A 24,555-nucleotide genomic window follows, 5' to 3' on the forward strand; every position below is an offset into this window, starting at 1 on the left:
AAGTGGGAGCGGGCTTGCTCGCGAATGCGAAGTGTCAGTCAACATATTCATCGACTGGTCCACCGCATTCGCGAGCAAGCCCGCTCCCACATTTTGATCCGATTGCGTCAGTTACGCTGTCGCACGGTGCAGGCTGGCAAGGAAGCCAGCCGCCCCAACAAACAACCCGGCAAACGTACGGTTCATACGCTTCTGTTGTTTAGGCGTACGCAACAGGCGCAATACCTTCGACGCCAGCCCCGTATACCCCGCCATCACCACCATATCGACGCAGATCATCGTCGCACCCAGGATCAGGTACTGGATCAGCAGCGGCGCCTGCGGGTTCACGAACTGCGGCAACACCGCCAGCATGAACACCAGGGCCTTGGGGTTGCTGGCATTCACCAGGAAACCACGGAACATCATCGCCATCGGCTTGCCGATCGGGCGCACGGCCGCGTCATCGGTCATGTCCATGGGCAACGCGCGCCATTGCTTGATGGCCAGATACACCAGGTACGCCACGCCAAACCATTTGATTGCATAGAACGCGGTGGAGGATGTCGCCAGGATGGCACCCAGGCCGCAAGCAACGACGGCAATCTGCATCGCCAGGCCCAATTGCAGGCCAATCGCGTTCCAGTAACCGCGCAGGAAACCATATTGCAGGCCGCTGGACATCGAGGCGATGGCGCCAGCGCCGGGGGAAAGGGAGATGATCCAACTGGCCAGGAAAAAGGCCAGCCACGTATCGAGTGCCATTGCACACCTCAGGAGGGAGTTTGCGGTTGTGCCTTAAGCTAACTCCGCCGACCAAAGGCTGGCTATAGATTTTTACAAGATGTGAATGCTAGCGGTCGCCCGGAAACACATGGGTGCCTGGCCAACGCCGCACCGAACGCTGGAAAAACAGGCTGTTGGGCACTTGCACCATCGCGCTGTCAGTCCCCGCTTCTGCCACTTCGATCAACGTGGTGTAGAGCAGATTGATCGCCACGACCCGGCCCTTCACCCCTGGTTTGTCGACCGTATCCACCAATTCGACGATATCGCCCAGGCGAAACGGCCCGACGGTGAAGATCAGGATGGCGCACAGCAGGTTGGACAACACCGACCACATGGCGAAGAACGCCACGGCTGCAACCGCGACAAACCCGGACAACGCCGTCCACAGCACCGTGGCGGACACACCCAGGCGGCCCAGCACGAAGATCAGCGCACTGCCCATGATCAGCCAGCGCAAGCCACCGCGCAGCGGCATCAGCAACTGCGGCGGGAACGGGTAGCGCTCGCCCAGGCGGGTCAGGCCTTTGGCGACAAAACGCTGGGCAAGGTAACCCGCCAGCAGGATCAGCAGGATTTGCACGCCAACCCAGACGGGCTCGACCCACTGTGTCGGTATCGGCAGCTGCAACGCTTCCATCAGGACAACGCCTCCAGCTCCGCTTGCAGGGTTTCGAGCAGTTCGAGGGCTTCCATCCAGGTTTCCTCCAATTGCCCTTCACGCACCTTGAGCTTGGCCTGTTCGGCCAGCAGGTCGCGCAGTTCGTCCTTGCGGGCGGCCTCGTAGACGGCGCTGTCGCCCAGGCTGGCTTCGATCTTGGCCAGGCGCTCATGCACCTTGCCCAGCTCGGCTTCCAGCTTGTCAGCCTCACGCTTGTGCGGCGCCAATTGCTGACGCAACGCGGCGGCAGCTTGGCGCTGGGCCTTTTTGTCGGTCTTGTCCGGGTTGACCGGGGTGTTGCTGACGGGCGCGTTACGCAGGCGGTAGTCCGTCAGCCAGCGCGCGTAGTCGTCCAGGTCGCCGTCGAATTCCTCGACTTTGCCATCCGCCACCAGCAGGAAGTTATCCGTGGTGCTCTTGAGTAAGTGGCGATCGTGAGACACCACCAGTACCGCGCCGCTGAACTCCTGCAGCGCCATGGTCAGTGCCAGGCGCATTTCCAGGTCCAGGTGGTTGGTCGGTTCGTCGAGCAGCAGCAGGTTCGGACGGTCCCAGGCAATCAATGCCAGGGCCAGGCGGGCTTTTTCGCCGCCGGAGAAGTTCAGCACCGGCTCGTCGATGCGCGCGCCACGGAAGTCGAAACCGCCGAGGAAATCGCGCAGCGTCTGCTCGCGCTCGGTTGGCGCCAGGCGCTGCAGGTGCAGCAACGGGCTGGCCTTGGAATCGAGAGAGTCCAGCTGATGCTGGGCGAAGTAGCCCACCACCGTGTTCTCGCCACGGGTCAAGCGGCCGGCCAATGGCGACAGCTCACCCGACAGGTTCTTGATCAGCGTCGACTTGCCCGCACCGTTAGGGCCGAGCAAACCAATGCGCGCACCCGGTGTGAGTTGCAGCTTCACTTTTTCCAGGATGGTTTTGTCGCCATAACCCAGGCGCGCATCGGAGAGATCCAGCAACGGGCTGGAGATCTTCACCGACTCGCGAAACACGAAGTCGAACGGCGAATCGACGTGGGCCGCCGACAGCTCCTCCATGCGCTCCAGGGCCTTGATCCGGCTTTGGGCCTGGCGGGCCTTGGTGGCCTGGGCCTTGAAGCGGGCGATGTAGCTTTCCATGTGCGCACGTTGCGCCTGTTGCTTCTCGAACGCCTGTTGCTGCTGGGCCAGGCGTTCGGCACGAGCACGTTCGAACGCGGTGTAGCCGCCACGGTACAGCGTGATTTTCTTCTGTTCGACGTGGGCGATGTTGTCGACCACGGCGTCGAGGAAATCCCGGTCGTGGGAAATCAGCAGCAAGGTGCCCTGGTAACTCTTGAGGAAGTCTTCCAGCCACAGGATCGCATCGAGGTCCAAGTGGTTGGTGGGCTCATCGAGCAGCAGCAGGTCGGACGGGCACATCAGCGCCTGGGCCAGGTTCAGGCGCATGCGCCAGCCGCCGGAGAAGTCGGCAACCGGGCGGTCCATCTGCTCGTTGGTAAAGCCAAGGCCGGCGAGCATCTTGCGGGCGCGGGCATCGGCGGTGTAGCCGTCGGCACTGTCGAGTTCCGCATGCAGGCGAGCCTGGGCGGCGCCGTCCTGGGCTTTCTCGGCCTCGGCCAGGTCGTGTTGCACCTGGCGCAGGCGCAGGTCGCCATCGAGCACGTAGTCGATCGCGATGCGGTCCAGGGTGTCGATCTCCTGGCGCATATGGGCGATGCGCCAGTCGGCCGGCAGCAAGCAGTCCCCGGAATCCGGGGTCAGCTCACCCAGCAACAGGGCGAACAACGTGGATTTGCCGGCGCCGTTGGCACCGATCAGGCCGGCTTTGTGACCGGCGTGCAGGGTCAGCTCGGCGTCTTCGAGAAGACGTTGCGGGCCACGCTGTAATGTTAGGCTTTGAAGTCGGATCATAATGGCGGCGGAGTCTACCAGCTTCGTTCGCCGCTGGCTTGGGTGTGAATATGTGCGCTGACCTGTGGAGCTTTGCCCTCTCGACTTACGCCCGCCCAGGGTGCGAAGCCGCTTGCCTGCGTTTGCAGGCGCAAGGTGCAGACGTGTGCCTGTTGTTGTGTGGCGCGTGGTTGGAGCAGCGTGCCGTGACAGTGACCGTCGAGCGCATACGGGCGCTGAAACAGGTCGCCAGGCCTTGGCAGACAGCCGTGATCGAGCCGCTAAGACACCTGCGCACTCAATGGCGCGCCATGGCGCAGCAGGATGAGGATTTGGCAGAGTTACGCGAGCGAGTCAAAGCCCTGGAGCTGGACGCCGAACAGCAGTTGCTGGCGCGCCTGGAAGCGTTGGCGCAACTGTGGCAGATGGGTGATGCGATGGGTCAGCAACGATGGCTGGAAGGACTGGCGGCTGAGGATGCCGCCAACCTTGACCACGACGCGCTGCAACAGCTGCGCGTCGTGGTCACCAACACTTAGGAAGCGCTGGTTGGAGTGGTGCTTGGCGCTACCGGGGCAGACGTGCTGCTGGCCGGTGCAGTTGGAGCAGTGGACGCTACCAGGGTAGCAGCAGGCGTTGCTGGCTTGGCCGGTGCTGGTTTTGCGGCAGCTGGTTTTGCAGCGGCGGGTTTGGCAGCTGGCTTCGCGGCTGGTTTCGCAGCGGCAGTTTTAGCAATTGGCTTGGCAGCTGGTTTCGCAGCAGCAGGTTTGGCTGCTGGCTTCGCGGCTGGCTTAGCAGCAGCAGGTTTGGCTGCTGGCTTCGCGGCTGGCTTAGCAGCAGCCGTTTTAGCAACTGGCTTGGCGGCTGGTTTTGCAGCAGCAGGTTTAGCAGCAGCAGGTTTAGCAGCTGGCTTGGCGGCCGGTTTCGCAGCAGCAGTTTTGGCAGCTGGCTTAGCGGCTGGTTTTGCAGCAGCAGTTTTGGCAGCTGGCTTGGCGGCTGGTTTTGCAGCAGCAGTTTTGGCAGCTGGCTTGGCAGCTGGTTTTGCAGCAGCGGTTTTAGCAGCTGGCTTGGCAGCTGGTTTCGCAGCAGCAGTTTTGGCAGCTGGCTTGGCAACCGCTTTAGCAGGTGTACGAGCACCCAGCACTTTAGCCACAGCTTCTTTCACACGACCAACGCCCTGGGCCAGCTTCAGGCTTTCCTGGGCATCTTTTTTCAGTTGGGAAATGTAGGCGCGGGTTTCAGCTTGGCGATCCTTGAGGGCGTCCAGCAGGTCCTCAAGTTCTTTGACAGCGTCTTTGGCTTTGGCTTGTGCCTTGGCCTTGCCGGCAGTGGCGGCGTCTTGCAGTTTGGTGCGAGATTTGTGCAGCTTCTCTTGCGCTTTACCGCGTTGTTTTTCCAGCTTGGCGAGCAGTTTTTCTGCATCGGCCAGAGCTTGGGAACAAGCGCTTTCCAGATGTTCGAGCAAGCTGCCCGAAAGTTGTTGGAGTAAATGCAACGGGGTATTAACAGGCTTCTGTTTGGCCGACATGGTTTACCTCCTGGCTGACGTGGGTGCGGCTCATACTAGCCCTCTGCTCTTACCGCCGCTAGGGCATGTTGACAGTATCGTTTGCCTTGCGTTGCACCGTGTGAAAATTCTTATCGATATAACGAAAATACGCGGCACTTTTTACCCTTTCACACTGGCATAATCCGTCGCACTTTCGGCGGGAGAATGCCCATGTCGCGTTACCTTTTTCTTGTGCTGGGCTTGGCAATTTCGGTGGCCAATGCGAGCGATCAATCGTCGGCGAAAACCGTTGACCAGAATCAGCATGACCTCGCCTACAGCCTGGGCGCCAGCCTCGGCGAACGCCTGCGCCAGGAGGTTCCCGACCTGCAGATCCAGGCGCTGATCGATGGTCTCAAGCAAGCGTATCAAGGCAAACCCTTGGCGCTGGACAACGCCCGCATCGAACAGATTCTCGCCCTGCACGAAGCACAAAACGACGTCGACGCGCAGGCCCCTCAAAGCGAAAAAGCCCTCGCGGCCGAACAACAATTCCTGAGCAAGGAAAAAGCGGTAAAAGGCGTGCGCGAATTGGCGGATGGAATCCTGCTCACCGAACTCACTCCCGGCACCGGTGAAAAACCCAAAGCCAGCGACCAGGTCCAAGTGAAATACGTGGGGCGGCTACCCGATGGGACGGTGTTCGACCAGAGCACACAACCACAATGGTTTCGTCTGAACAGTGTGATCAGCGGCTGGAGCAGCGCCTTGCAACAGATGCCGGTGGGAGCAAAATGGCGCCTGGTGATTCCATCGGCCCAGGCCTATGGCGCCGATGGCGCCGGCGAATTGATTGCGCCTTATACGCCACTGGTGTTCGAGATCGAATTGCTCGGCACACGCCCTTGAGACAATAAAAAACGGTGCGTCATGCGCACCGTTTTTTGTATATCGCTATCGAGGATCAAGCCTGGGTAGCAGACTCTTCCTTGTGAGCGTTGTGTAGCACTTCGATCAAGCAGTCTTCCAGCTCGAATCGTTCGTGCAGCAATGCGCCCAATTCTTTGAATTTATCTGCCACGCAATTACCGGCATCACACAGGTCGGTGAACTCAAGCAGCTTTTCGGTGATGACATCGATGCGCGGGTAAAGGGTCTCAGCCAAATCCAGGCCACGCTGATCGTCGAAGGCTTCCGCCTCCTTGGTCAGTTGCTCGTAGACGCCGAAATGGCCGGCTGACACGTAGTCCACCAACACACCGCAGAAGTCCTGCAACGGTTCACGGTTCTGCGCCAGTGCCTCGGGCTTGGCGCCGAGCGCATCAAAGGCCCGAACCAGTTCGTGACGTGCCTTCAGCCAGCTGTCGATCAGCTTGTGCACACCACCCCAGCGTTCCTGAGCATTCTGACAACTTTCCAGCATGATGATCTCTCTTCCCTATAGGGGCGCTGCTGCCTGGTGCCCGCGCAACACTTCAAGGATAAAGCGGCAGCCGGACAAGGCCGCATCTGACAAACGGTTTCAATGACACGTGCGGGCCAGATTATGCCCGCATGACTGTGGCTTCAAGGTACGCAGGAGAGAAAGTTCATACAAGTGTTTAATCCCGCCCTACAAACTGTGACTGGCGTTCAGTGCCTCGTCGGGCGCAGACCATGGCTTAAAAACAGCCGTGAAAATTGGATGACCCCCAGGCTCAACATCCCGACGAAGAACAACAGGCTCCACTCGGGAAGACTCAAATCGAATAGCGTCCAGTTGATCTCCACACAGTCGACAGTGCCTTTGAAGATCAATTGCAAGGCCTGCCAGAACGACAGGGTTTCGATCATGTAGTGCAGGCTGGGCCAACAAGTGGCCGCCTGGTCCGGTGCGGCGTTTTGTAGCAGGACTTGACGCACGGCAGCAATGGCGCCGAGCAGCGCAAAGCCCATGCTTGCGAGCCCGTAGAGGTAGCTCCCAGAGCGCTTGGGGTTATGGAGGGTGGCGACCAGATTGATCAATGCGAAAGCAGCCAGAAATATTCGTTGCACCTGGCATAGGAAGCAAGGGCGCAACGAGACGCCGAACTCGAGGTAAAAGGACGCGCCCAATGTCAGCGCACCTGCCAGGAACGCGAGGAAAAACAGGGAGCGTGAAGGGGCCAAAGACATGCTTTATCCGCATCGCGAAAGATAGGTCGCTACGGTAGAGTAAAGGCCTGACCCCTTTCAATACGTGCCGGAGCAGACGATTCCGCGAGAGGGTAAGGACTTCCCGCCAGAATATGGAAGACATTGCTCCGCAGAGCGTCGGACTTTGCCCACAAACGCGCTAACCCTTCTCCAGTCATGGGTCATCAAGGGTTGGCCGTCAGTGACGCCTGGGCCAACCCCCTGCGTCAAACCCGGGCCGGGACAGGCAACGGTGACGCCAGCAAACGGTTATCCAGCAACCCCAACCCCTCCTGGAACAGCTGGTTACTGCGCTCGGTGTCACCCAGTTGGGCCAACAAGCGCGCCAGCTCGGCACACGCCTCAGGGTTGCGCTGTACCTGAAGACTGCTCTCCAGGTAATCCCTTGCCTTGCCCCATAGGCTGTTTTGCAGACACAGACGGCCCAGCGTCAGTAGCAGACTGGCATCACCTGGATGATCCTTGAGCCAACCTTCGGCAAACTTCAATTGCTTGGCCGGGTCACCGCCCCGCAGCAAGCCGTAGAGCCGGATCAGATGGCTATCGTAGCCGCGCTTGATCGCGCCGCGCAGCACTTCTTCAGCCTTGGTGTCGGCACCCAACTGGCGCAGTTGCTCGGCATAAGCCAGGACCAGTTGCGGCTCTTGGCGCTGGGCGGAAGTGAGTTGCTGCCAGGCTCGCTCAAGGGACTGCAAGCCGGCCTCGCCCTGCTCTTCACGCTGGGCTGCGAGGCTCAGGTTCTCACCCCACGCGCGACGCTCAAGCTCGGCCAATTCACTGGGGGGCAAGACTTTATCCTTACGCAGTTCCGGCAGCAGGCGGATCACCGACGACCAATCACCCCGCTGCTGATGCAGGCGCTGTAATTGACGCAAGACCTGGGCGTTGTGGGGGTGACGTTCGTGCATGGCCTGCAAGGTGGTCAGTGCGCCGTCGGTATCGCCACGGTCCAGTTGCAGTTGCGCATGACTCAGGGCAACCGCCAGCTCAGCCTGGGGCTGACGCTCCAGGGCGCGCTCCAGCAACCCATCGGACTCTTCGTAACGCCCCTGCTCATTTGCCGCACGGGCTGCACCGAGGTAATACAGCAGTGGCTGACGCTCGGCTTCGGCGGCACGATGCAGGTGACGCTCGGCACTGGCCCAGCGGCCCTCGGCGAGGTCCATCTGACCTTGCTCAATTGCAACTTGCACACGCCGGCTGCGGTTACGCCGCGACCACGGGTTGACCACGCCACCAGAGGTGGTGACCAGGCTCAGCAGCACGCGGATCAAGTAGATCGCCAGGCCGATGGCAAACACCGCCACCAGAGTCGCCCACAGGCTCGACTCGTAATGCAGCACGTGAGGGTAGGTAACCAGCACGTAGCCGGTGTGTTTCGAAATGCCCACAGCCAGTGCCAGCGCGATTGCAATCGCCAGCACCAGGATCACATAGAAGCGTTTCATCGGCTCTACTCCTGCTTCGCCGGCGTGGCCGCCGCCTTGGCTTCGTCGGCAGACAAGTGACGACGCTCAAGGTACGCCTGCACGGCAGCGAGGCTGGCGGCCAGGTCCGGCGTCACCACCGACACCGCCTTGGGCTCAAGCTCGGCGATACGCGCCAGCATGGCCTTGCTCTGCGGGTTGTCCTGGTTGAAGTTGTCCTGCAACACGCTGCGCGCCTCGCCCAACGAGCGGCTGTAGACCGCCGACTCACCGTTGAGCGCTGCCCATTGTGCCTGCTCCAGCGCCAGGCTCAGGGCCAGGCGCACTTGGTTCAAACCTTGGCCGGCCAGTAATGGACGGATGTTGTCATCCGGGTTGAAGTCGATGCGGAAGTAGCGGGAAATCTGCTCCCACCATTGGCTCCAACGGCTTTCCGTATCGGTGGTCGGACGCCCGCCGGAAGCCGGCTCGGTGAGCTGATACTCGGGGGCGATAGCCGCCAGCTGCACGACCTGATCACGCAAGGCCGCCAATTGCAGGTACAACCCGGTGCGGTCGGGCTGCTCGGTGCTGCGCAGCGCGGCAAGGCTCTTGGCCAATTGTTCACGCGCGGCGTAGGAACCCGGATCACTTTGCTCGCGAAGAATCTCATCGGCACCCTGGACCAATGCCTGGGCGCTGTTGATATCCTGCAGGGCAGAAAGGCGCAGGCTCGCCAGCCGAATCAAGTGCTCCGCCTCGGCCAGGCGCCAGTCTTTGCGGCTGGATCCCAACACGGTTTCCAGGCGTTGGCTCAAGCGCTGCTGATCACCCTGCAATTGGGTTACCAGGCGACGGCGCTCCTCCAGCTCATCCGCAGCCGGCAACTGCGCCAGCCGCGCCGCCAGTTGTTGCTGGCTTTGCTTGAGGGACTGGGATTGATCATCGAGAGTCTGCACCTGGCCCAACTGCTGCTGGCTGCTGGCTTGCAACGCGCGGACCTGCCAGATCCCCCAACCGCCGGCGGCAACACCCGCAGCGCCGAGCAGCAGGGCGACAATTGCCAGGCCATTGCCACGGCGCGGCGCGGTGACCGGTGACTCAACCGGCGCATCAAGTGCGGGTTGGGTTTCATCTTTAGGCAAGGCTGTTTCGCTCACGTATCCGTCCTTTGCGTTTCAGAGAGTGGGAACGGGATAGCTCCGTATCGCCACTAACAAAGCCGCGGCACTCGCACCGCGACAATCCACAACTTTTTCTGCGCCAGCGGCCCGCGCCATCTCAAGGACTCGCGGGCTTGGCACGAACAACGGCAGCTGTGCCACCTGGGGCCAATCGGCTCCGGCCAGGGCTTGCAGGTGTAAAAAACCCTGCCCACTGCTGACCACCAGGCCGTTCAAGCGTTCCAACTGGATGCGTTGCATCAGTGCACCGGCCTCATAGGCCGGCAGGAAACGGCGATACAACTCCAAGTAGTCGACACTAGCACCTTGTTCACGCAAACGCTCCGCCAGCAGCTCGCGACCGCCCTCACCGCGCAGGATCAACACCTGGGCATCCGGGCGGGCGATAGCCTCGCGCAACGCGGGCAATTGAAGCAAAGCCTCGCTGTCGTCGCCAGTAGGCGGATACTTAACATTCAGGCCCTGATCGGCCAATACCTGCGCCGTGGCGGCGCCGACACTGAACCACGTCAGCTGCGGCCATGCGCGATCCAGCTGCGCCACGGCAAGGCGTGCCGCAGGCTTGCTGACGACGATCACCGCACAGTAACGCCCCAGGTCATGGAAGACGGCTTGCTGTTCAGGTGTTACGGGGAGCGGCTCAATGTCCAGCAAAGGCAGGCTGCTGCTGAAAATGCCCGCGCCGGACAACGCGGCCGCCAGGGCCATCGACTCCTCGGCAGGCCGCGTCAGCAGCACGCGCCATTCGGTCACTGCGGACCGGCCTCGCCGTAGACTTTTTGCAGGATGGCACCAGCGCCTTTGTCCAGCAGCTCTTCGGCTACCTGGATACCCAGGGCCGTGGCGTCACGCTGCGGGCCTCGCACCTCGGCGGTCAGCAGCGTGCCGCCTTCCGGGTCGCCCACCAGGCCACGCAGCCACAGGTTTTCACCTTCGAGCACGGCGTAGCAGGCGATCGGCACCTGGCAACCACCGTTGAGGTGCTTGTTCAGGGCACGCTCGGCCGTGACGCGGACTTCAGTATCGTGGTGATCAAGAGGTTTGAGCAGGGCGTGGATTTCACTGTCGGCGGTGCGGCATTCAATGCCAACCGCGCCCTGGCCGCCGGCTGGCAGGCTGTCCTCGACGCTGATGGCCGAGGTGATGCGGTCTTCGAAGCCCAGGCGAATCAGGCCGGCCGCGGCGAGGATGATCGCGTCATATTCACCGGCATCCAGCTTGGCCAGGCGAGTGTTGACGTTGCCGCGCAGGAAGCGGATCTGCAAGTCCGGACGACGGGTCAGCAGTTGCGCCTGGCGACGCAGGCTGGACGTGCCGACAATGCTGCCCAAAGGCAATTCGTCCAGGGACGCGTAGGTGTTGGAAACAAAGGCATCACGCGGGTCTTCGCGCTCGCAGATGCAAAACAGACCCAGGCCTTCGGGGAAGTCCATGGGCACGTCTTTCATCGAATGCACGGCGATGTCGGCTTCGTTTTCCAGCAGCGCGGTTTCCAGTTCCTTGACGAACAAACCCTTGCCGCCGATCTTCGACAGTGGCGAGTCGAGCAGCTTGTCGCCGCGACTGACCATGGGCACCAGGGACACGGTCAGGCCAGGGTGGGCCTGTTCCAGGCGTGCTTTGACGTATTCGGCCTGCCACAAGGCCAGGGCGCTTTTACGGGTGGCGATGCGGATTTCGCGAGAGGACATGGATCAATCCGTACTGAATAGATACGGCAGATAATAACAGCTCAGGCAAATACGCTTTGATTTGAATCAGCAAGTGCGGGGCCTCCCTGGCCGCGTCGCACCGGGATATGAATTGCAGGCCTCGCCACAGCCCTCGGGCTAAAGCTGCTGCATCATCTTGCGCACACCGGCCACATGCCGTCGGCTGACGATCAACGCGTCGCCATTAAGGCCTTTCAAAAACAGCTGAAAGTGCCCAAGGGGTGTGCGTTGCAGGCGTTCAATCCGCTCGCGGGCCACCAGCGCATTGCGGTGGATACGCACAAAGCGGTCGCCGAACTCATCCTCAAGCGCCTTGAGGGGCTCATCGAGCAGCACCTCGCCGCCTTGGTGGCGCAGGGTCACGTACTTGTGATCAGCGATAAAATAGACCACCTCGCCCAAGGGGATCAGCTCGATACCTTTGCGGGTGCGTGCGCTGATATGACTGCGCGGCCCGTTGCCACTCTGGGCTGCTGGCTGAGTCAGGGCGGCGAGTTGGACGCGGGTTGGGCGCTCGGCCTTTTTCAGGGCCTTGAGCAATGCTTCGCCAGCCACCGGCTTGGTGAGGAAGCTGACACCGCTGGCTTCCAGCGTCTGCGCGGAAAACTCATCGTCTGTTGCGCAAAACACCACGGCGGGTGGCGACTCTCGCTCGCTCAGTCGGGCGGCAACTTGCAGGCCATCGAGGCCTGGCATACGGATATCGAGCAACACCACATCCGGCTTGAGGCTGTCGATCAGCGTCAAGGCCTCTTCGCCCGTGGTGGCGCTCGGTTCGAGTACTGCGTAACCCTCGAGATCACTGACCAAACGGCTCAGTCGCTCGCGGGCTTGGGGTTCGTCATCAACGATCAGGACATTCATATTGCGCTGGATTCCTGCGTGAGTCTCGCACAAGGATAGCGTAGACAGGTGCGGTGACTTGCGTCACAGCGATCCACGCTAAGACTAGCGCGAGCGGCAAAAAGTGCCCTGAGAGTGGCACCCATATTTACCCGGACCTGTTCTATAGCGCCCAAGACCTGCTGCCTTCGGGCATCGTCGTAGGGTTTGCTGATACACAATCCGAATACCCCCCTTTTTAAATGGATAGTCTGGGCTCTGACCGCATCACCCGACTTTGGTGCATTCACACACTATCAGTCCAACTGTAGACGCTCACTGAGACGACATTGCTCAATCGTCAAATATCGTTTCAATAAACCCCTGTACCCAGTCTCGTCCTGGACGCGTCCGGCGGCAAGGCACTTAGCCATCGTTTGCACAAATAAAAATGCCGACGACCCGCAGCACCGCGTCCACGGGCAACCCTGTTATTATCGCCGGCACACTTCCATGCCTCTTTATTAAGCAGATCACGAGCGAATCCATGAGCACCGACAAGACCAACCAGTCCTGGGGCGGCCGCTTCAGTGAACCCGTCGACGCCTTCGTCGCCCGCTTCACCGCCTCCGTCACCTTCGACCAGCGCCTGTACCGCCACGACATCATGGGCTCCATCGCCCACGCGACGATGCTGGCCAAGGTCGGCGTGCTGACCGACGCCGAGCGCGACAGCATCATCGACGGCCTGACCACCATCCGTGGCGAGATCGAAGCCGGCACGTTCGACTGGCGCGTCGATCTGGAAGACGTGCACATGAACATCGAGGCCCGCCTCACCGACCGCATCGGTGTGACCGGCAAGAAGCTGCACACCGGCCGTAGCCGTAACGACCAGGTGGCCACTGATATCCGCCTGTGGCTGCGTGACGAAATCGACCTGATCCTGTCCGAGATCACCCGCCTGCAAAAAGGCCTGCTTGAGCAAGCCGAACGCGAGTCGGACACCATCATGCCGGGCTTCACTCACCTGCAGACCGCACAGCCTGTGACCTTCGGCCACCACCTGCTGGCCTGGTTCGAAATGCTCAGCCGCGACTACGAGCGCCTGGTGGACTGCCGCAAGCGCGCCAACCGCATGCCTCTGGGCAGCGCAGCGCTGGCCGGCACCACCTACCCGATCGACCGCGAGTACACCGCGCAATTGCTGGGCTTCGACGCCGTGGGCGGCAACTCCCTGGATGGCGTGTCGGACCGTGATTTCGCCATCGAATTCTGCGCGGCCGCGAGCATCGCGATGATGCACCTGTCGCGCTTCTCCGAGGAGCTGGTGCTGTGGACCAGCGCGCAATTCCAGTTCATCGACCTGCCGGACCGTTTCTGCACCGGCAGCTCGATCATGCCGCAAAAGAAAAACCCCGACGTGCCCGAACTGGTGCGCGGCAAGAGCGGCCGCGTGTTCGGCGCCTTGATGGGCCTGCTGACCCTGATGAAAGGCCAACCCCTGGCCTACAACAAGGACAACCAGGAAGACAAAGAGCCGTTGTTCGACGCCGCCGACACCCTGCGCGACTCCTTGCGCGCGTTTGCCGACATGATCCCGGCGATCAAACCCAAGCACGCGATCATGCGTGAAGCGGCGCTGCGTGGGTTCTCTACCGCGACTGATCTGGCGGACTACCTGGTGCGCCGTGGCCTGCCGTTCCGTGACTGCCACGAAATCGTCGGCCATGCCGTGAAGTACGGCGTGGACACCGGCAAGGACCTGGCGGAAATGAGCCTGGAAGAACTGCGTCAGTTCAGCGACCAGATCGAGCAGGACGTGTTTGCCGTGCTGACCCTGGAAGGCTCGGTGAATGCCCGTAACCACGTGGGCGGGACTGCGCCGGCGCAGGTGAAGGCCGCCGTCGTACGTGGCCAGGACCTCCTCGCCAGCCGCTAGACCGCGTTTTCTGCTGCAACGCGGTCAACCCTGTGGGAGCGGGCTTGCTCGCGAAAGCGGAGTGTCAGTCACCTAATGTACTGACTGATCCACCGCTTTCGCGAGCAAGCCCGCTCCCACATTTTGAGCTGCGCTCGTCGTGATTATTTTTTTGCTGCAATCATCGCCATAAACGCTGGCATCGCCGCCTCCCTGTCCGCTGCCACCTTCTGGGCATTGGGCATGGCATGCAGCTTGTCCAGCAACGCCTTGGCCTTTGGCATCTCAGCCAGCCAATCCAGCCCAAACAGCTTCTCGCCCACCGCGCAGGCGAGGTTCACGCTGTACATGAAATACAAATCGGCAATTGTGAAGCTCTCCCCAGCGACATAAGGCGCAAACTTGCCGTGCCTGCCCAATGAACCAAAACCCAACAACAATTCGGCCTTGGACTTCTCCTTGATCGCCTCCGGCACCGGCATGCCAAAAAACGCCTCGGCAAAACACGCGCGGGCAGGCAACTCGATGTACAGCTCGATTTCCCGGCACAGCGCCAGCACCTGCGCACGCTGGAAAGGCTCGGCCGGAAGCAGCGCGGGCCCTTCCTGGGTGTGTTCGATGTATTCAAGGATCACGCTGGTTTCGTTGATGAAACCCTGTTTCACGCCCAGCACCGGCACCTTGCCTCGCGGGCTCACCGCCAGGGCCTCCGGGGTTTGGCCCGCGTAAAAAGGCACCTCTTCGAAAGGCAGCCCTTTCTCCAGCAGCGCCAGCTTGACCATGTTGTAGTAGTTGCTGACCGAAAATCCGTAGAGCTTGAGCATTGCAGGTGCCTCCAGGCCGGGAATGGGGTTGGCTGCAACTGTTATAGATCCCGACGCCCGCCCTGACCAGCAGCATCACCTGCCTGAATGGGGGTAGACTGGCGCCCTTTCCTTGAGGAGCCTGCCATGAGCGAGCCGACCGATATCGACAACGACGAAGAAGAATTCGCCGAAACCACCCTGATCGAAGCGATCGAGAACCAGATCGAGAGCGAAAACCCACCGGCCGCCAAGGCCACGTTCAACAAGCTGACCCTGGTCGGCTACGAGCGTGAAGAGATCCTGCAACTGATGGCCCACGTGCTCGCAGTCGAGATCGACGCGCTGCTGGAAGAGGACCGCGCCTTCAATACCGAATGGTATGAAACTGCACTGCGCGCCCTGCCGGAATTGCCGCCCGAAAAGCAATAAATCCAACACGCGGCAACACACTGGACAGTTCGGCAAAGTGCGTTCACCTTATGGCCTGCTAGCCTCTAATAAATTCTTAGAAAGTCTGGAGTCCTTATGTCGTATACCCCTGAGTTGGTTGCCGAACTGGAAATCCTTGTACTCTTCCCCTTGGACAGCACCAAAGAAGGTCTGAAAGTCCACCAGACCGCCGCGCCTACTGCCATCGCCGCCGCCAAACGCCTCCACGCGAAAGGGCTTATCGACCAGCCGGACGGGGGCTACCTGACCAGCCTTGGCCGGGACGCCGCAGAGCAGGCCCAGACCCTGCTGACTATCTTGACCACTGCCACGACCAAAGAAGCCGCCTGATACCGGATACCGCCCATGGAGTCCGCCCTTCGCGGACTCCGAGGGCATTGCTGTTCAAGTGCAAAAATTCTGACGTCAAAAACCATTTCCCTCTAAACCTCCTACGCTACTGGCTGTAAACTCCTACACGGCCGCCCACGTCGGGCCCTGCGAGCCACCGAGTTCGACATGACCCGCACCCATGAAATCCGCCCCGACCTGGACGAAGGCATCGACCGCAAGGTGCTGGCCCAGTTGCGCGCGCGGTTCATGGCCCTCAATGAAGGCCGCATGGCCCGGGCCATCGAGGGACTGACGCCGCGCCAGCAAAGTGTGCTGAACCTGTTGCCGCTGTTTTTTCACGTCAACCATCCATTGCTGCCGGGCTATGTGTCGGGCAGTACGCCAGCAGGCCTGTCGAATTACGAACCGGACGCCCAAGCCCTCACCGAAGCCCAACGCCTGACGCGCTCGTTCTCCTACAAAGCGCGCCACGGCAACCCGCCGCGACCGATTCACGGGCTGTTCCTGATGGGCAGCCTGGGCACCCTGGCCCAGGCCGACCAGAGCGATATGGATGTGTGGGTGTGTCACGCCCCAGACCTGAGTGAGACCGAGCTGGCCGAGCTGCGCAAAAAGTGCCAGTTGCTGGAAGCCTGGGCTCTGACCATGGGCGCCGAGGCGCACTTCTTTCTGATCGAGCCGACACGCTTTGTGCTCGGAGAGCGCGATACGCAACTGAGCTCCGATGACTGCGGCACCACCCAGCATTACCTGTTGCTGGATGAGTTCTACCGCACCGCCATCTGGCTGGCCGGGCGCACGCCGATCTGGTGGCTGGTGCCGGTGTATGAAGAAACCCGTTATGCCGAGTTCACCCATACACTGATTTCCAAGCGGTTTATCCGCGCCGACGAAACCCTCGACCTGGGCCACCTGGCGCGCATTCCCCCCGGCGAATTCATTGGCGCCGGGCTGTGGCAACTGTTCAAGGGCATCGAGTCGCCCTACAAATCCGTGCTCAAGCTGCTGCTGACCGAGGTCTACGCCAGCGAACACCCGAACGTGCATTGCTTGAGCCTGCGCTTCAAGCGCGCGGTGTTCGCCAACCAGATGGATCTGGATGAGCTGGACCCGTACATCGTGGTGTACCGCCGCATCGAGGAATACCTCAAGGCCCGCAACGAGCCCGAGCGCCTGGAACTGGTACGGCGCGCGCTGTACCTGAAGGTCAACCGCAAGCTCAGCGCCGGCCAGCGTACCACCAGCTGGCAGCGCCTACTGCTGGAGCGCCTGGCCCATGAATGGGGCTGGGACCAGCGCCAATTGGCATTGCTCGACAGCCGTAGCCAATGGAAAGTGCGCCAGGTCGCTTCCGAGCGCCGGGCCTTGGTGAGCGAGCTCAACTACAGTTACCGCTTCCTGACCCAATTCGCCCGCACCGAACAGACCGTCAGCCTGATCAACAAACGCGACCTCAATGTGCTGGGCCGGCGCCTGTACGCCGCCTTTGAACGCAAAGCCGGCAAAGTCGAGTTCATCAACCCTGGCATCGCCCCGGACCTGGCCGAAGACACCCTGACCCTGGTGCAATCGCCCAATCGCAAGGAGCCGGGCCAGCACCACTGGGGCCTGTACAACGGCAACCTTACAGCGCTGGAATGGGAACACTTCGCGCCGATCAAACGCAGCCGCGACTTGCTGGAGATGCTGACCTGGTGCCATCGCAACGGCGTGATCGACAGCAGCACGCGCCTGGCGCTGCATCCCGGCACCAGCGACATGACCGAATTCGAGCTGTTCAACTTGCTGGGCAGCCTGCAACAAACCATCGCCCTGCCCCTGGCCAGCGTGGATGAAGAGCGCCTGCTGCGCTCGGCCGTGCCGGAGGAAGTGTTGCTGCTGATCAACGTTGGCGTCGACCCGCTCAAGCATCACCGCGACCTGAATATCCTGATGACCACCGAGCGCACCGACTCCCTGAGTTACGCCGGTGTACGCGACAACCTGGTGCTGACCCTGGACCAGGTCACGCTCAATAGCTGGAACGAGGTGATGGTCAGCCGCTACGACGGCCCCCACGCGCTGCTCGACTGCCTGCGCGATTACCTCAACCAGTTGCCGTCGGACCACCTGCCACGCCTGCGGGTGCGCTGTTTCTGTCACAACCGTGCGCAATTCATTGCCCAGCGCGTGGAAGAAATCTTCGACACCGCGCAGAACCTGCTGCTCGGCCAGGGCAATCACCGCTATTTGCTCCAGGTGCAGCAGCACTATCACGTCATGGAGTTGATGCCGGGCCAGGCCAACCACGTATCCCTGCCGACCCAAGAGGCGCTGATCGCCTATCTCAGCGAAGAATTGGCCAGCTACAGCCCGTTGCACCTGGACGCCATGGCCCTGGAAGACCACGACCTGGCGTTGCTGCTGCCGATGGGCATGGCCGATTGCGTGCAGGTGTTCTACCGGGTCAACGAAGGCTTCGCCGAGTTGTATGTGCTGGATGAATTCAACGCGCTCTGGCAGCAGCGCCTGCCGTTTCACGATGAACAGAGTCTGTTGGCGCCGTTGCAGCGTTTCTTGCAGTCGATCATTTATCGCCGGGACGCGCTGTCGCCGCTGGACCCGCAAGAACCGCTGGGCGCGGTGCAGGTCCTGTATTACCAGCTATTGCCGTCAGGCAGCGGTCGCGCGCGCGGCATCGAACCTCGACCCGCACCGCTGAACCCGGCGAACAAACCGTTTTACGACGTGCAGGCGATTATCGGCAAGGCCGCACCGGGCCAGGTGGGCATTACCTTGTACTGCAATCAGCGGGAGTTTTCCGAACTGGAGTTCGGCGACCAACTGTTTGCAGTGGTCGCCCAGGAAATCGTCGGGCAACGCCAGGAGACCGAGCGTTACCGCTGCTACATCACCGATCTGGACTTGTCCGGCCTGCTCGGCGATGTGCAAAGCCCGAGCAACCTGTACCTGCGTTACAAGGCCGAGCTGGAGCTGTCGCTCAATATGGCATTGAGCGAAATTTAAAGGGGGAAGGCGCCGCCGTCTTTAGGCTGGCCTTCAACACTGAGCAACTCCAGCTTGAGGGTCTTGCCGCCCGGTGCGGGCCAATCGATGTGCTGGCCAACCTGCAAACCGAGCAAGGCGCTGCCCACGGGCGCCAGGATCGAGATCTTGCCTTCGTCCGCATTGGCGTCTTTCGGGTAGACCAGCGTCAGGTGGTAGTCCTTGCCACTGCTTTGCTCACGGCAATGCACGCTGGAGTTCATGGTCACGACACCCGCAGGCACTTCATCGTGGCCAACCACGTCTTCGGCGCGGTCGAGTTCGGCTTGCAACGCTTCGACGCCGGGAGATTCGTCGCCCAGGCGGTCGATCAGTTGCTCCAGACGCTGCACGTCAAGACGGGTGAGGATGATGGACGGTGCGGTGGTCATGATTCAGGCAGACTCCTTTTTTCTGCACAAAAAAGCAAAACCCCGCCAGGAAAAGGCGGGGTTCTCACGGGCCTCGATGAGTTGAGGCGTATCCGGACACTACCACAGCGTCACAAATAAACAAGACGACCTCAGGCGCGCGCCCTGCGCTGCTCGGCCTCGGCGCAGATCACGCGGCGCCGCGCATCGTCGGCAGAGCGCCATTCACGGATATCTTCCACGTGGCGAAAGCAGCCGAGGCAGACTTTTTGCTCGTCCAGGCGACACAAACTGATACAAGGTGACGGCACCGCCGGGCTGACATTACTGAACAGCGGCTTCGGCGGGCGGACAGGTGCAGGCTGGGTCACCATCAGATCTCGTCGAAATCCAGGTCGGCGCCAGTGTATTCACTGACCAGGCGCGCAAGCATTTCACTCAGCAGTTCTTCACTCTTGTCGCACTGCCATTTGCCGCTTTCTTCGTCGTAGTCGAAGTGCACACCACCGGAGCGCGCCGCCAGCCACAGCTGACGCAGCGGCTCCTGGCGGCTGAAGATCAGTTGTTGGCCACTGTCGAACTTGACGGTCAGCACGCCGGCCGAGTTTTCCAGGTCCACGTCCAGGCCGCTGTCGTCGAAAATATCTTCCAGCGCCTGCTGGGTCGAATCCACCAGGTCGTGAAAACGGGCTTCGGTCAAACTCATTGTGGCAACCTCAAAAGTGTCTGGTTTTGCTCAAGCGCCGCACGATACGGGCGAGCCTCGCCGATTGCAAAGGATACCGATTTCAACACGATTGACGGTGTGAAAAATCCTCAAGCAGCGTAGTCCGCTTCTCGGCTGTGTCGGCAAACCCCCGCCGGACGGGTATTCCAGCGCATAGGCAAGCTGGCGGGTGGTCGGTATACTCGGGCGCAATTAATGCATATTCAAGGATTTCGCCATGAAGCGCCTGATCTCTTCCCTTGCTGCGCTCGTCGCGGTCGCTTGCCTCGTTAGTGCCTGTGGTCAAAAAGGCCCGCTGTACCTGCCCGATGACAGCAAAGACCCGAATGAACAGGCGCAATCGTCGCAAAAGCCTTCCAAAGCGCATAAGCACGACACCTACGAATAAGGGAATCCCATGGACGCTTTTAACTACCGGGACGGCGAGCTGTTCGCGGAAGGCGTGGCGTTGTCCGCGATTGCCCAGCGCTTTGGCACCCCGACCTATGTGTATTCCCGTGCGCATATCGAAGCCCAGTACCGCTCGTTCACCGACGCCCTCGATGGCGTGCCGCACCTGGTGTGCTACGCGGTCAAGGCCAACTCCAACCTCGGCGTACTGAATGTCCTGGCCCGTCTCGGCGCTGGTTTCGACATCGTGTCGCGTGGCGAGCTGGAACGTGTACTGGCCGCTGGCGGCAAGGCTGACAAGATCGTGTTCTCAGGCGTCGGCAAGACCCGCGAAGACATGCGTCGCGCCCTGGAAGTTGGCGTGCATTGCTTCAACATCGAATCCACCGACGAGCTGGAGCGCCTGCAGGTCGTGGCCGCCGAGATGGGCGTTCGCGCGCCGATCTCCCTGCGCGTCAACCCGGACGTCGATGCCGGCACCCACCCGTACATTTCCACCGGTCTCAAAGAGAACAAGTTCGGCATCGCCATTGCCGACGCCGAGGACGTGTACATCCGCGCCGCGCAACTGCCGAACCTGGAAGTGCTGGGTGTCGACTGCCATATCGGCTCGCAACTGACCACGCTGCCGCCGTTCCTGGATGCGCTCGACCGCCTGCTGGCGTTGATCGACCGTCTGGGTGAATGCGGCATCTACCTGCACCACATCGACCTCGGTGGTGGCGTGGGCGTGCGTTATCGCGATGAAGAGCCGCCGCTGATTGCCGACTATATCCAGGCGGTGCGCGAGCGCATCGAAGGCCGTGACCTGACGCTGATGTTCGAGCCGGGCCGCTACATCGTCGCCAACGCCGGCGTGCTGCTGACCCAGGTCGAGTACCTCAAGCACACCGAGCACAAGGATTTCGCCATCGTCGATGCAGCGATGAACGACCTGATCCGCCCGGCGCTGTACCAGGCCTGGATGAATGTCACCGCCGTGACGCCTCGCGACAGCGAAGCGCGCGCCTACGACATCGTCGGCCCAATCTGCGAGACCGGCGACTTCCTGGCCAAGGATCGTCAGCTGGCCCTGGAAGAAGGCGATCTGCTGGCCGTGCATTCGGCCGGTGCCTACGGGTTTGTCATGAGTTCCAACTACAACACCCGCGGCCGTACCGCCGAGGTGCTGGTGGACGGTGATCAAGCGTTTGAAGTGCGTCGCCGCGAGACGGTAGCCGAGTTGTATGCTGGCGAAAGCCTGCTGCCGGAGTAAGCCATGCTGCTGCGTTTTACCAAGATGCACGGGCTGGGCAATGATTTCATGGTCCTCGACCTGGTCAGCCAGCACGCGCATATCCTGCCCAAGCACGCCAAACAGTGGGGCGACCGTCACACCGGCATTGGTTTCGACCAGTTGCTGATCGTCGAGGCGCCCAGCAACCCGGAGGTGGATTTCCGTTACCGGATCTTCAACTCCGACGGTTCCGAAGTGGAACAGTGCGGCAACGGTGCACGCTGCTTCGCCCGCTTTGTGCTGGACAAGCGCCTGACCGCCAAGCGCCAGATCCGCGTCGAGACCAAGAGCGGCGTGATCGAGCTGGATATCCGCAGTGACGGCCAGATCAGCGTCAACATGGGCGCGCCACACCTGGTGCCGGCGGATATTCCGTTCCAGGCCACCGAGCAGGCCGTCAGCTATGCGCTGGACGTTGACGGCAAGACCGTCGACATCGCTGCAGTGTCCATGGGCAACCCCCACGCCGTGCTGCGGGTCAACGACATCAACAACGCACCCGTGCATGAACTGGGGCCGAAGATCGAACACCACCCGCGCTTTCCGGCACGGGTCAACGTGGGCTTCCTGCAGGTGATCGACCGTACCCGTGCGCAATTGCGCGTCTGGGAACGCGGTGCCGGCGAAACCCAGGCCTGCGGCACCGGTGCTTGCGCCGCTGCCGTGGCCGCGATCAGCCAGGGGTGGATGGATTCGCCGCTGCTGATCGACCTGCCCGGCGGACGCTTGTCCATCGAGTGGGCAGGCCCTGGCCACCCGGTGATGATGACCGGGCCGGCCTCGCGCGTATACGAAGGACAGGTCCGTCTATGAGTGAGCCAATCCAATGACCGATAAGCCTCAAGTACCCGCACAAGCATCCCCGAGCGAAAGTCTGGAGGCCGCTGCCGTCGCGGCGTACCTTGAGGCTAATCCGGATTTCTTCGTCGAGCACGAAGAACTGCTGCCGGCCCTGCGCATCCCCCACCAGCGCGGCGATACCGTGTCGCTGGTGGAGCGGCAGATGAAGATCCTGCGCGAGCGCAATATCGAGATGCGCCACAAGCTCTCGCACCTGATGGACGTCGCCCGCGACAACGACCGCCTGTTCGAGAAGACCCGTCGCCTGATCCTGACCCTGATGGACGCCACCAGCCTGGAAGAAACGGTGATTGCCGTGGAAGACAGCCTGCGCCAGGACTTCCAGGTGCCGTTCGTGAGCCTGATCCTGTTCAGCGACAACCCGATGCCGGTGGGTCGTTGGGTCAGCGGCAGCGACGCACACACAGCCATCGGCGGCCTGTTGTCCGAAGGCAAGACCATCAGCGGCACCTTGCGCGAGCATGAGCTGGACTTCCTGTTTGGTGCCGAACAGCGCAAGCAGATCGGCTCCACGGCAGTGGTCGCGCTCAGCCATCAAGGCCTGCACGGTGTGCTGGCCATCGCCAGCCGCGATCCCCAGCACTACAAGAGTTCAGTGGGCACCTTGTTCCTGACCTACATCGCCGAAGTCCTGGGCCGCGTCCTGCCGCGCTTCACCACCGCCCTGCGCGCGGTGCGCTAGCCATGGAACGGCAACTGGACGCTTACTGCGCTCACCTGCGCAACGAGCGCCAGGTGTCGCCCCATACCCTGGAAGCCTACCGGCGGGACCTGAACAAGGTCCTGGCCTACTGCGAGAAACAACAGATCAGCAACTGGAAGGCCCTGGATATCCAGAGCCTGCGCAGCCTGATCGCGCGCCTGCACCAGGCGGGCCAATCCTCACGCAGCCTGTCGCGCCTGCTCTCGGCGGTGCGCGGGCTCTATCACTATTTGAACCGCGAAGGCCTGTGCGATCACGACCCGGCCAATGGCCTGTCGCCGCCCAAAGGCGAACGGCGCCTGCCCAAGACCCTGGACACCGACCGCGCGTTGCAATTGCTGGATGGCGCCGTCGAGGATGACTTCCTGGCCCATCGCGACCAGGCCATTCTTGAGCTGTTCTATTCATCAGGCCTGCGCCTGTCGGAGCTGACTGGCTTGAACCTCGACCAGTTGGACCTGGCGGACGGCCTGGTGCAAGTGCTCGGCAAAGGCAGTAAGACCCGCGTGTTGCCAGTGGGCCGCAAAGCCCGGGAAGCCCTGCTGTTGTGGCTGCCGCTGCGCCTTTTGACCAACCCGGCGGACGACGCAGTGTTTGTCAGCCAACAAGGCCGGCGCCTGGGGCCACGGGCGATTCAAGTGCGGGTCAAGGCCGCCGGCGAGCGCGAGCTGGGGCAGAACCTGCACCCACACATGCTGCGACACTCTTTTGCCAGCCACCTGCTGGAATCGTCCCAGGACCTGCGCGCGGTTCAAGAGCTGCTCGGCCACTCCGACATCAAGACCACGCAGATCTACACCCATCTGGATTTCCAACACCTGGCAACGGTGTACGACAGCGCCCATCCACGGGCCAAACGCATCAAGGGCGGCGACTCATGAGTATCAAGCTGATCACCTTCGACCTGGACGACACACTCTGGGACAACGTACCCGTCATCATCAGCGCCGAAGCGTCGATGCGCGAATGGCTGGCACTTAACGCCGCCAAAGTCGGCGACTTGCCGCTGGAGCACTTCGCCAATCTTCGCCAGCTGGTGCTGGAGCGCCATCCGGAGCTGAAACATCGGATCAGCATTTTGCGCCACCGGGTGTTGATGCATGCGTTTGAAGAGGCCGGTTATCCACAGCCCGAGGCTACGGAAATGGCGGATGTGTGCTTCGAAGCGTTCATTCACGCGCGGCACCAACTCACGCCCTTCCCTGAAGCGGAGCCCATGCTCCGGGCGTTGCGCCAGCACTTCCTGCTGGGCGTGATTACCAACGGTAACGCCGACGTGCAACGCGTGGGCCTGGCGGACTACTTCCACTTTGCCTTGCGCGCTGAAGACATCGGCATCGCCAAACCGGATGCGCGATTGTTTCAAGAAGCGTTGCAACGCGGTGGCGTGGACGCCAGTGCGGCGGTGCATATTGGCGATCATCCGGGGGATGACATTGCCGGAGCACAGCAGGCGGGGCTTCGGGCGGTGTGGTTCAACCCGACGGGTAAGGTGTGGGAAGCCGACAAGCGCCCGGATGCGGAGATTCGCAGCCTGGCCGAATTAGCGCCCTTGCTGGCTGGCTGGAAATAACACCCATGAAAAAGCCCGCAGCGACGGCGGGCTTTTTC

27 protein-coding genes are annotated in these 24,555 nt (G+C 61.5%); 12 read left to right on the forward strand and 15 right to left on the reverse strand.

The features are described from left to right. Window positions 1–111: 111 nt before the first annotated feature. The 3 genes from HX823_RS11145 to HX823_RS11155 form a co-directional block, all read right to left on the reverse strand. Window positions 112–744, reverse strand: coding sequence for a LysE family transporter (locus tag HX823_RS11145; protein WP_028618426.1), 633 nt, complete (start codon window positions 742–744; stop codon window positions 112–114). A gap of 88 nt (window positions 745–832) precedes the next feature. After that, window positions 833–1,405 (reverse strand): mechanosensitive ion channel family protein, encoded by a 573-nt coding sequence (locus tag HX823_RS11150; protein WP_010207425.1) that lies wholly within the window; start codon window positions 1,403–1,405, stop codon window positions 833–835. Continuing rightward, the gene (locus tag HX823_RS11155; protein ID WP_038848635.1) at window positions 1,405–3,315 is read right to left on the reverse strand and encodes an ATP-binding cassette domain-containing protein; all 1,911 of its coding nucleotides are present in this window, start codon (window positions 3,313–3,315) and stop codon (window positions 1,405–1,407) included. The genes HX823_RS11150 and HX823_RS11155 overlap by 1 nt, the downstream gene beginning before the upstream one ends. Before the next feature lie 50 nt (window positions 3,316–3,365). Here HX823_RS11155 and HX823_RS11160 point away from each other — a divergent pair, with 50 nt between their 5' ends. Beyond that, a complete protein-coding gene (locus tag HX823_RS11160; RefSeq protein WP_177074889.1) occupies window positions 3,366–3,833 on the forward strand; it encodes a TIGR02444 family protein in 468 nt (155 codons plus the stop codon). Here the strand turns inward: HX823_RS11160 and HX823_RS11165 are convergent. Continuing rightward, window positions 3,830–4,822: an AlgP family protein gene (locus HX823_RS11165; RefSeq protein WP_177074890.1), complete on the reverse strand. Its 993-nt coding sequence runs from the start codon at window positions 4,820–4,822 to the stop codon at window positions 3,830–3,832. The two genes, HX823_RS11160 and HX823_RS11165, sit on opposite strands and share 4 nt — an antisense overlap. A 192-nt stretch (window positions 4,823–5,014) precedes the next feature. Here HX823_RS11165 and HX823_RS11170 point away from each other — a divergent pair, with 192 nt between their 5' ends. Then, on the forward strand, window positions 5,015–5,692 hold the full coding sequence (locus tag HX823_RS11170; RefSeq protein WP_038843568.1) for an FKBP-type peptidyl-prolyl cis-trans isomerase: 678 nt from the start codon (window positions 5,015–5,017) through the stop codon (window positions 5,690–5,692). A 55-nt stretch (window positions 5,693–5,747) separates the two neighbouring features. On the opposite strand, the gene HX823_RS11175 is transcribed toward HX823_RS11170, so the two are convergent. The 7 genes from HX823_RS11175 to HX823_RS11200 all read right to left on the reverse strand — a co-directional run bounded on the left by HX823_RS11175 (window position 5,748) and on the right by HX823_RS11200 (window position 12,124). Continuing rightward, the gene (locus HX823_RS11175) at window positions 5,748–6,206 is read right to left on the reverse strand and encodes an Rsd/AlgQ family anti-sigma factor (RefSeq protein WP_016975860.1); all 459 of its coding nucleotides are present in this window, start codon (window positions 6,204–6,206) and stop codon (window positions 5,748–5,750) included. Window positions 6,207–6,415: 209 nt separating this feature from the next. Then, complete coding sequence (locus HX823_RS11180) at window positions 6,416–6,937, reverse strand: disulfide bond formation protein B (RefSeq protein ID WP_177074891.1); 522 nt, start codon at window positions 6,935–6,937, stop codon at window positions 6,416–6,418. Between the two features lie 227 nt (window positions 6,938–7,164). Beyond that, window positions 7,165–8,406, reverse strand: a complete 1,242-nt coding sequence (locus HX823_RS11185) for a heme biosynthesis protein HemY (RefSeq protein ID WP_038843563.1) — start codon at window positions 8,404–8,406, stop codon at window positions 7,165–7,167. Between the two features lie 5 nt (window positions 8,407–8,411). Then, window positions 8,412–9,524, reverse strand: a complete 1,113-nt coding sequence (locus tag HX823_RS31950) for a uroporphyrinogen-III C-methyltransferase (protein WP_371317954.1) — start codon at window positions 9,522–9,524, stop codon at window positions 8,412–8,414. A gap of 18 nt (window positions 9,525–9,542) precedes the next feature. Beyond that, a complete protein-coding gene (locus tag HX823_RS31955) occupies window positions 9,543–10,301 on the reverse strand; it encodes a uroporphyrinogen-III synthase (RefSeq protein ID WP_371317955.1) in 759 nt (252 codons plus the stop codon). After that, window positions 10,298–11,239, reverse strand: coding sequence for a hydroxymethylbilane synthase (gene hemC, locus HX823_RS11195; protein ID WP_177074892.1), 942 nt, complete (start codon window positions 11,237–11,239; stop codon window positions 10,298–10,300). The genes HX823_RS31955 and hemC overlap by 4 nt, the downstream gene beginning before the upstream one ends. Before the next feature lie 138 nt (window positions 11,240–11,377). Next, entirely contained in the window at window positions 11,378–12,124 is a 747-nt protein-coding gene (locus HX823_RS11200; RefSeq protein WP_177074893.1) for a LytTR family DNA-binding domain-containing protein, read from the reverse strand. A 505-nt stretch (window positions 12,125–12,629) separates the two neighbouring features. Here HX823_RS11200 and argH point away from each other — a divergent pair. Continuing rightward, complete coding sequence (gene argH / locus HX823_RS11205) at window positions 12,630–14,024, forward strand: argininosuccinate lyase (protein WP_177074894.1); 1,395 nt, start codon at window positions 12,630–12,632, stop codon at window positions 14,022–14,024. 143 nt (window positions 14,025–14,167) lie between these two features. Here the strand turns inward: argH and HX823_RS11210 are convergent, their stop codons facing one another. Then, on the reverse strand, window positions 14,168–14,827 hold the full coding sequence (locus tag HX823_RS11210) for a glutathione S-transferase family protein (RefSeq protein ID WP_038843555.1): 660 nt from the start codon (window positions 14,825–14,827) through the stop codon (window positions 14,168–14,170). Between the two features lie 126 nt (window positions 14,828–14,953). Between HX823_RS11210 and HX823_RS11215 the strand changes: the two genes are divergently transcribed. The 3 genes from HX823_RS11215 (at window position 14,954) to HX823_RS11225 (ending at window position 18,598) form a co-directional block, all read left to right on the forward strand. Beyond that, window positions 14,954–15,238, forward strand: a complete 285-nt coding sequence (locus HX823_RS11215; RefSeq protein ID WP_010207441.1) for a hypothetical protein — start codon at window positions 14,954–14,956, stop codon at window positions 15,236–15,238. 96 nt (window positions 15,239–15,334) lie between these two features. After that, on the forward strand, window positions 15,335–15,589 hold the full coding sequence (locus tag HX823_RS11220; RefSeq protein ID WP_010207442.1) for a TIGR02647 family protein: 255 nt from the start codon (window positions 15,335–15,337) through the stop codon (window positions 15,587–15,589). A 168-nt stretch (window positions 15,590–15,757) separates the two neighbouring features. Beyond that, window positions 15,758–18,598 (forward strand): class I adenylate cyclase, encoded by a 2,841-nt coding sequence (locus HX823_RS11225; RefSeq protein ID WP_177074895.1) that lies wholly within the window; start codon window positions 15,758–15,760, stop codon window positions 18,596–18,598. On the opposite strand, the gene rnk is transcribed toward HX823_RS11225, so the two are convergent. From rnk to cyaY, 3 genes are all read right to left on the reverse strand, one after another. Continuing rightward, window positions 18,595–19,008 (reverse strand): nucleoside diphosphate kinase regulator, encoded by a 414-nt coding sequence (gene rnk / locus HX823_RS11230; protein ID WP_033897502.1) that lies wholly within the window; start codon window positions 19,006–19,008, stop codon window positions 18,595–18,597. The two genes, HX823_RS11225 and rnk, sit on opposite strands and share 4 nt — an antisense overlap. A gap of 131 nt (window positions 19,009–19,139) precedes the next feature. Beyond that, on the reverse strand, window positions 19,140–19,358 hold the full coding sequence (locus tag HX823_RS11235; RefSeq protein WP_016975872.1) for a DUF1289 domain-containing protein: 219 nt from the start codon (window positions 19,356–19,358) through the stop codon (window positions 19,140–19,142). 2 nt (window positions 19,359–19,360) lie between these two features. After that, on the reverse strand, window positions 19,361–19,693 hold the full coding sequence (gene cyaY, locus HX823_RS11240) for an iron donor protein CyaY (RefSeq protein WP_033897501.1): 333 nt from the start codon (window positions 19,691–19,693) through the stop codon (window positions 19,361–19,363). Window positions 19,694–19,931: 238 nt separating this feature from the next. Here cyaY and HX823_RS11245 point away from each other — a divergent pair, with 238 nt between their 5' ends. Genes HX823_RS11245 through HX823_RS11270 form a run of 6 tightly spaced genes read left to right on the forward strand, consistent with a single transcriptional unit; the run spans window position 19,932 to window position 24,517 of the window. Beyond that, window positions 19,932–20,102, forward strand: a complete 171-nt coding sequence (locus tag HX823_RS11245) for a lipoprotein (protein ID WP_010207449.1) — start codon at window positions 19,932–19,934, stop codon at window positions 20,100–20,102. A 9-nt stretch (window positions 20,103–20,111) separates the two neighbouring features. Next, window positions 20,112–21,359, forward strand: coding sequence for a diaminopimelate decarboxylase (lysA, locus tag HX823_RS11250; protein WP_033897500.1), 1,248 nt, complete (start codon window positions 20,112–20,114; stop codon window positions 21,357–21,359). 3 nt (window positions 21,360–21,362) lie between these two features. Next, window positions 21,363–22,193 (forward strand): diaminopimelate epimerase, encoded by an 831-nt coding sequence (gene dapF, locus HX823_RS11255; protein ID WP_177074896.1) that lies wholly within the window; start codon window positions 21,363–21,365, stop codon window positions 22,191–22,193. A 13-nt stretch (window positions 22,194–22,206) separates the two neighbouring features. Next, on the forward strand, window positions 22,207–22,923 hold the full coding sequence (locus HX823_RS11260) for a DUF484 family protein (RefSeq protein ID WP_033897498.1): 717 nt from the start codon (window positions 22,207–22,209) through the stop codon (window positions 22,921–22,923). 2 nt (window positions 22,924–22,925) lie between these two features. Next, complete coding sequence (gene xerC, locus HX823_RS11265; RefSeq protein WP_038843549.1) at window positions 22,926–23,825, forward strand: tyrosine recombinase XerC; 900 nt, start codon at window positions 22,926–22,928, stop codon at window positions 23,823–23,825. After that, window positions 23,822–24,517 (forward strand): HAD family hydrolase, encoded by a 696-nt coding sequence (locus HX823_RS11270; RefSeq protein WP_038843548.1) that lies wholly within the window; start codon window positions 23,822–23,824, stop codon window positions 24,515–24,517. The genes xerC and HX823_RS11270 overlap by 4 nt, the downstream gene beginning before the upstream one ends. Window positions 24,518–24,555 lie beyond the last annotated feature (38 nt).

This window comes from Pseudomonas sp. P7759 (assembly GCF_013386445.1).
GTDB lineage: Bacteria > Pseudomonadota > Gammaproteobacteria > Pseudomonadales > Pseudomonadaceae > Aquipseudomonas > Aquipseudomonas azotoformans_A.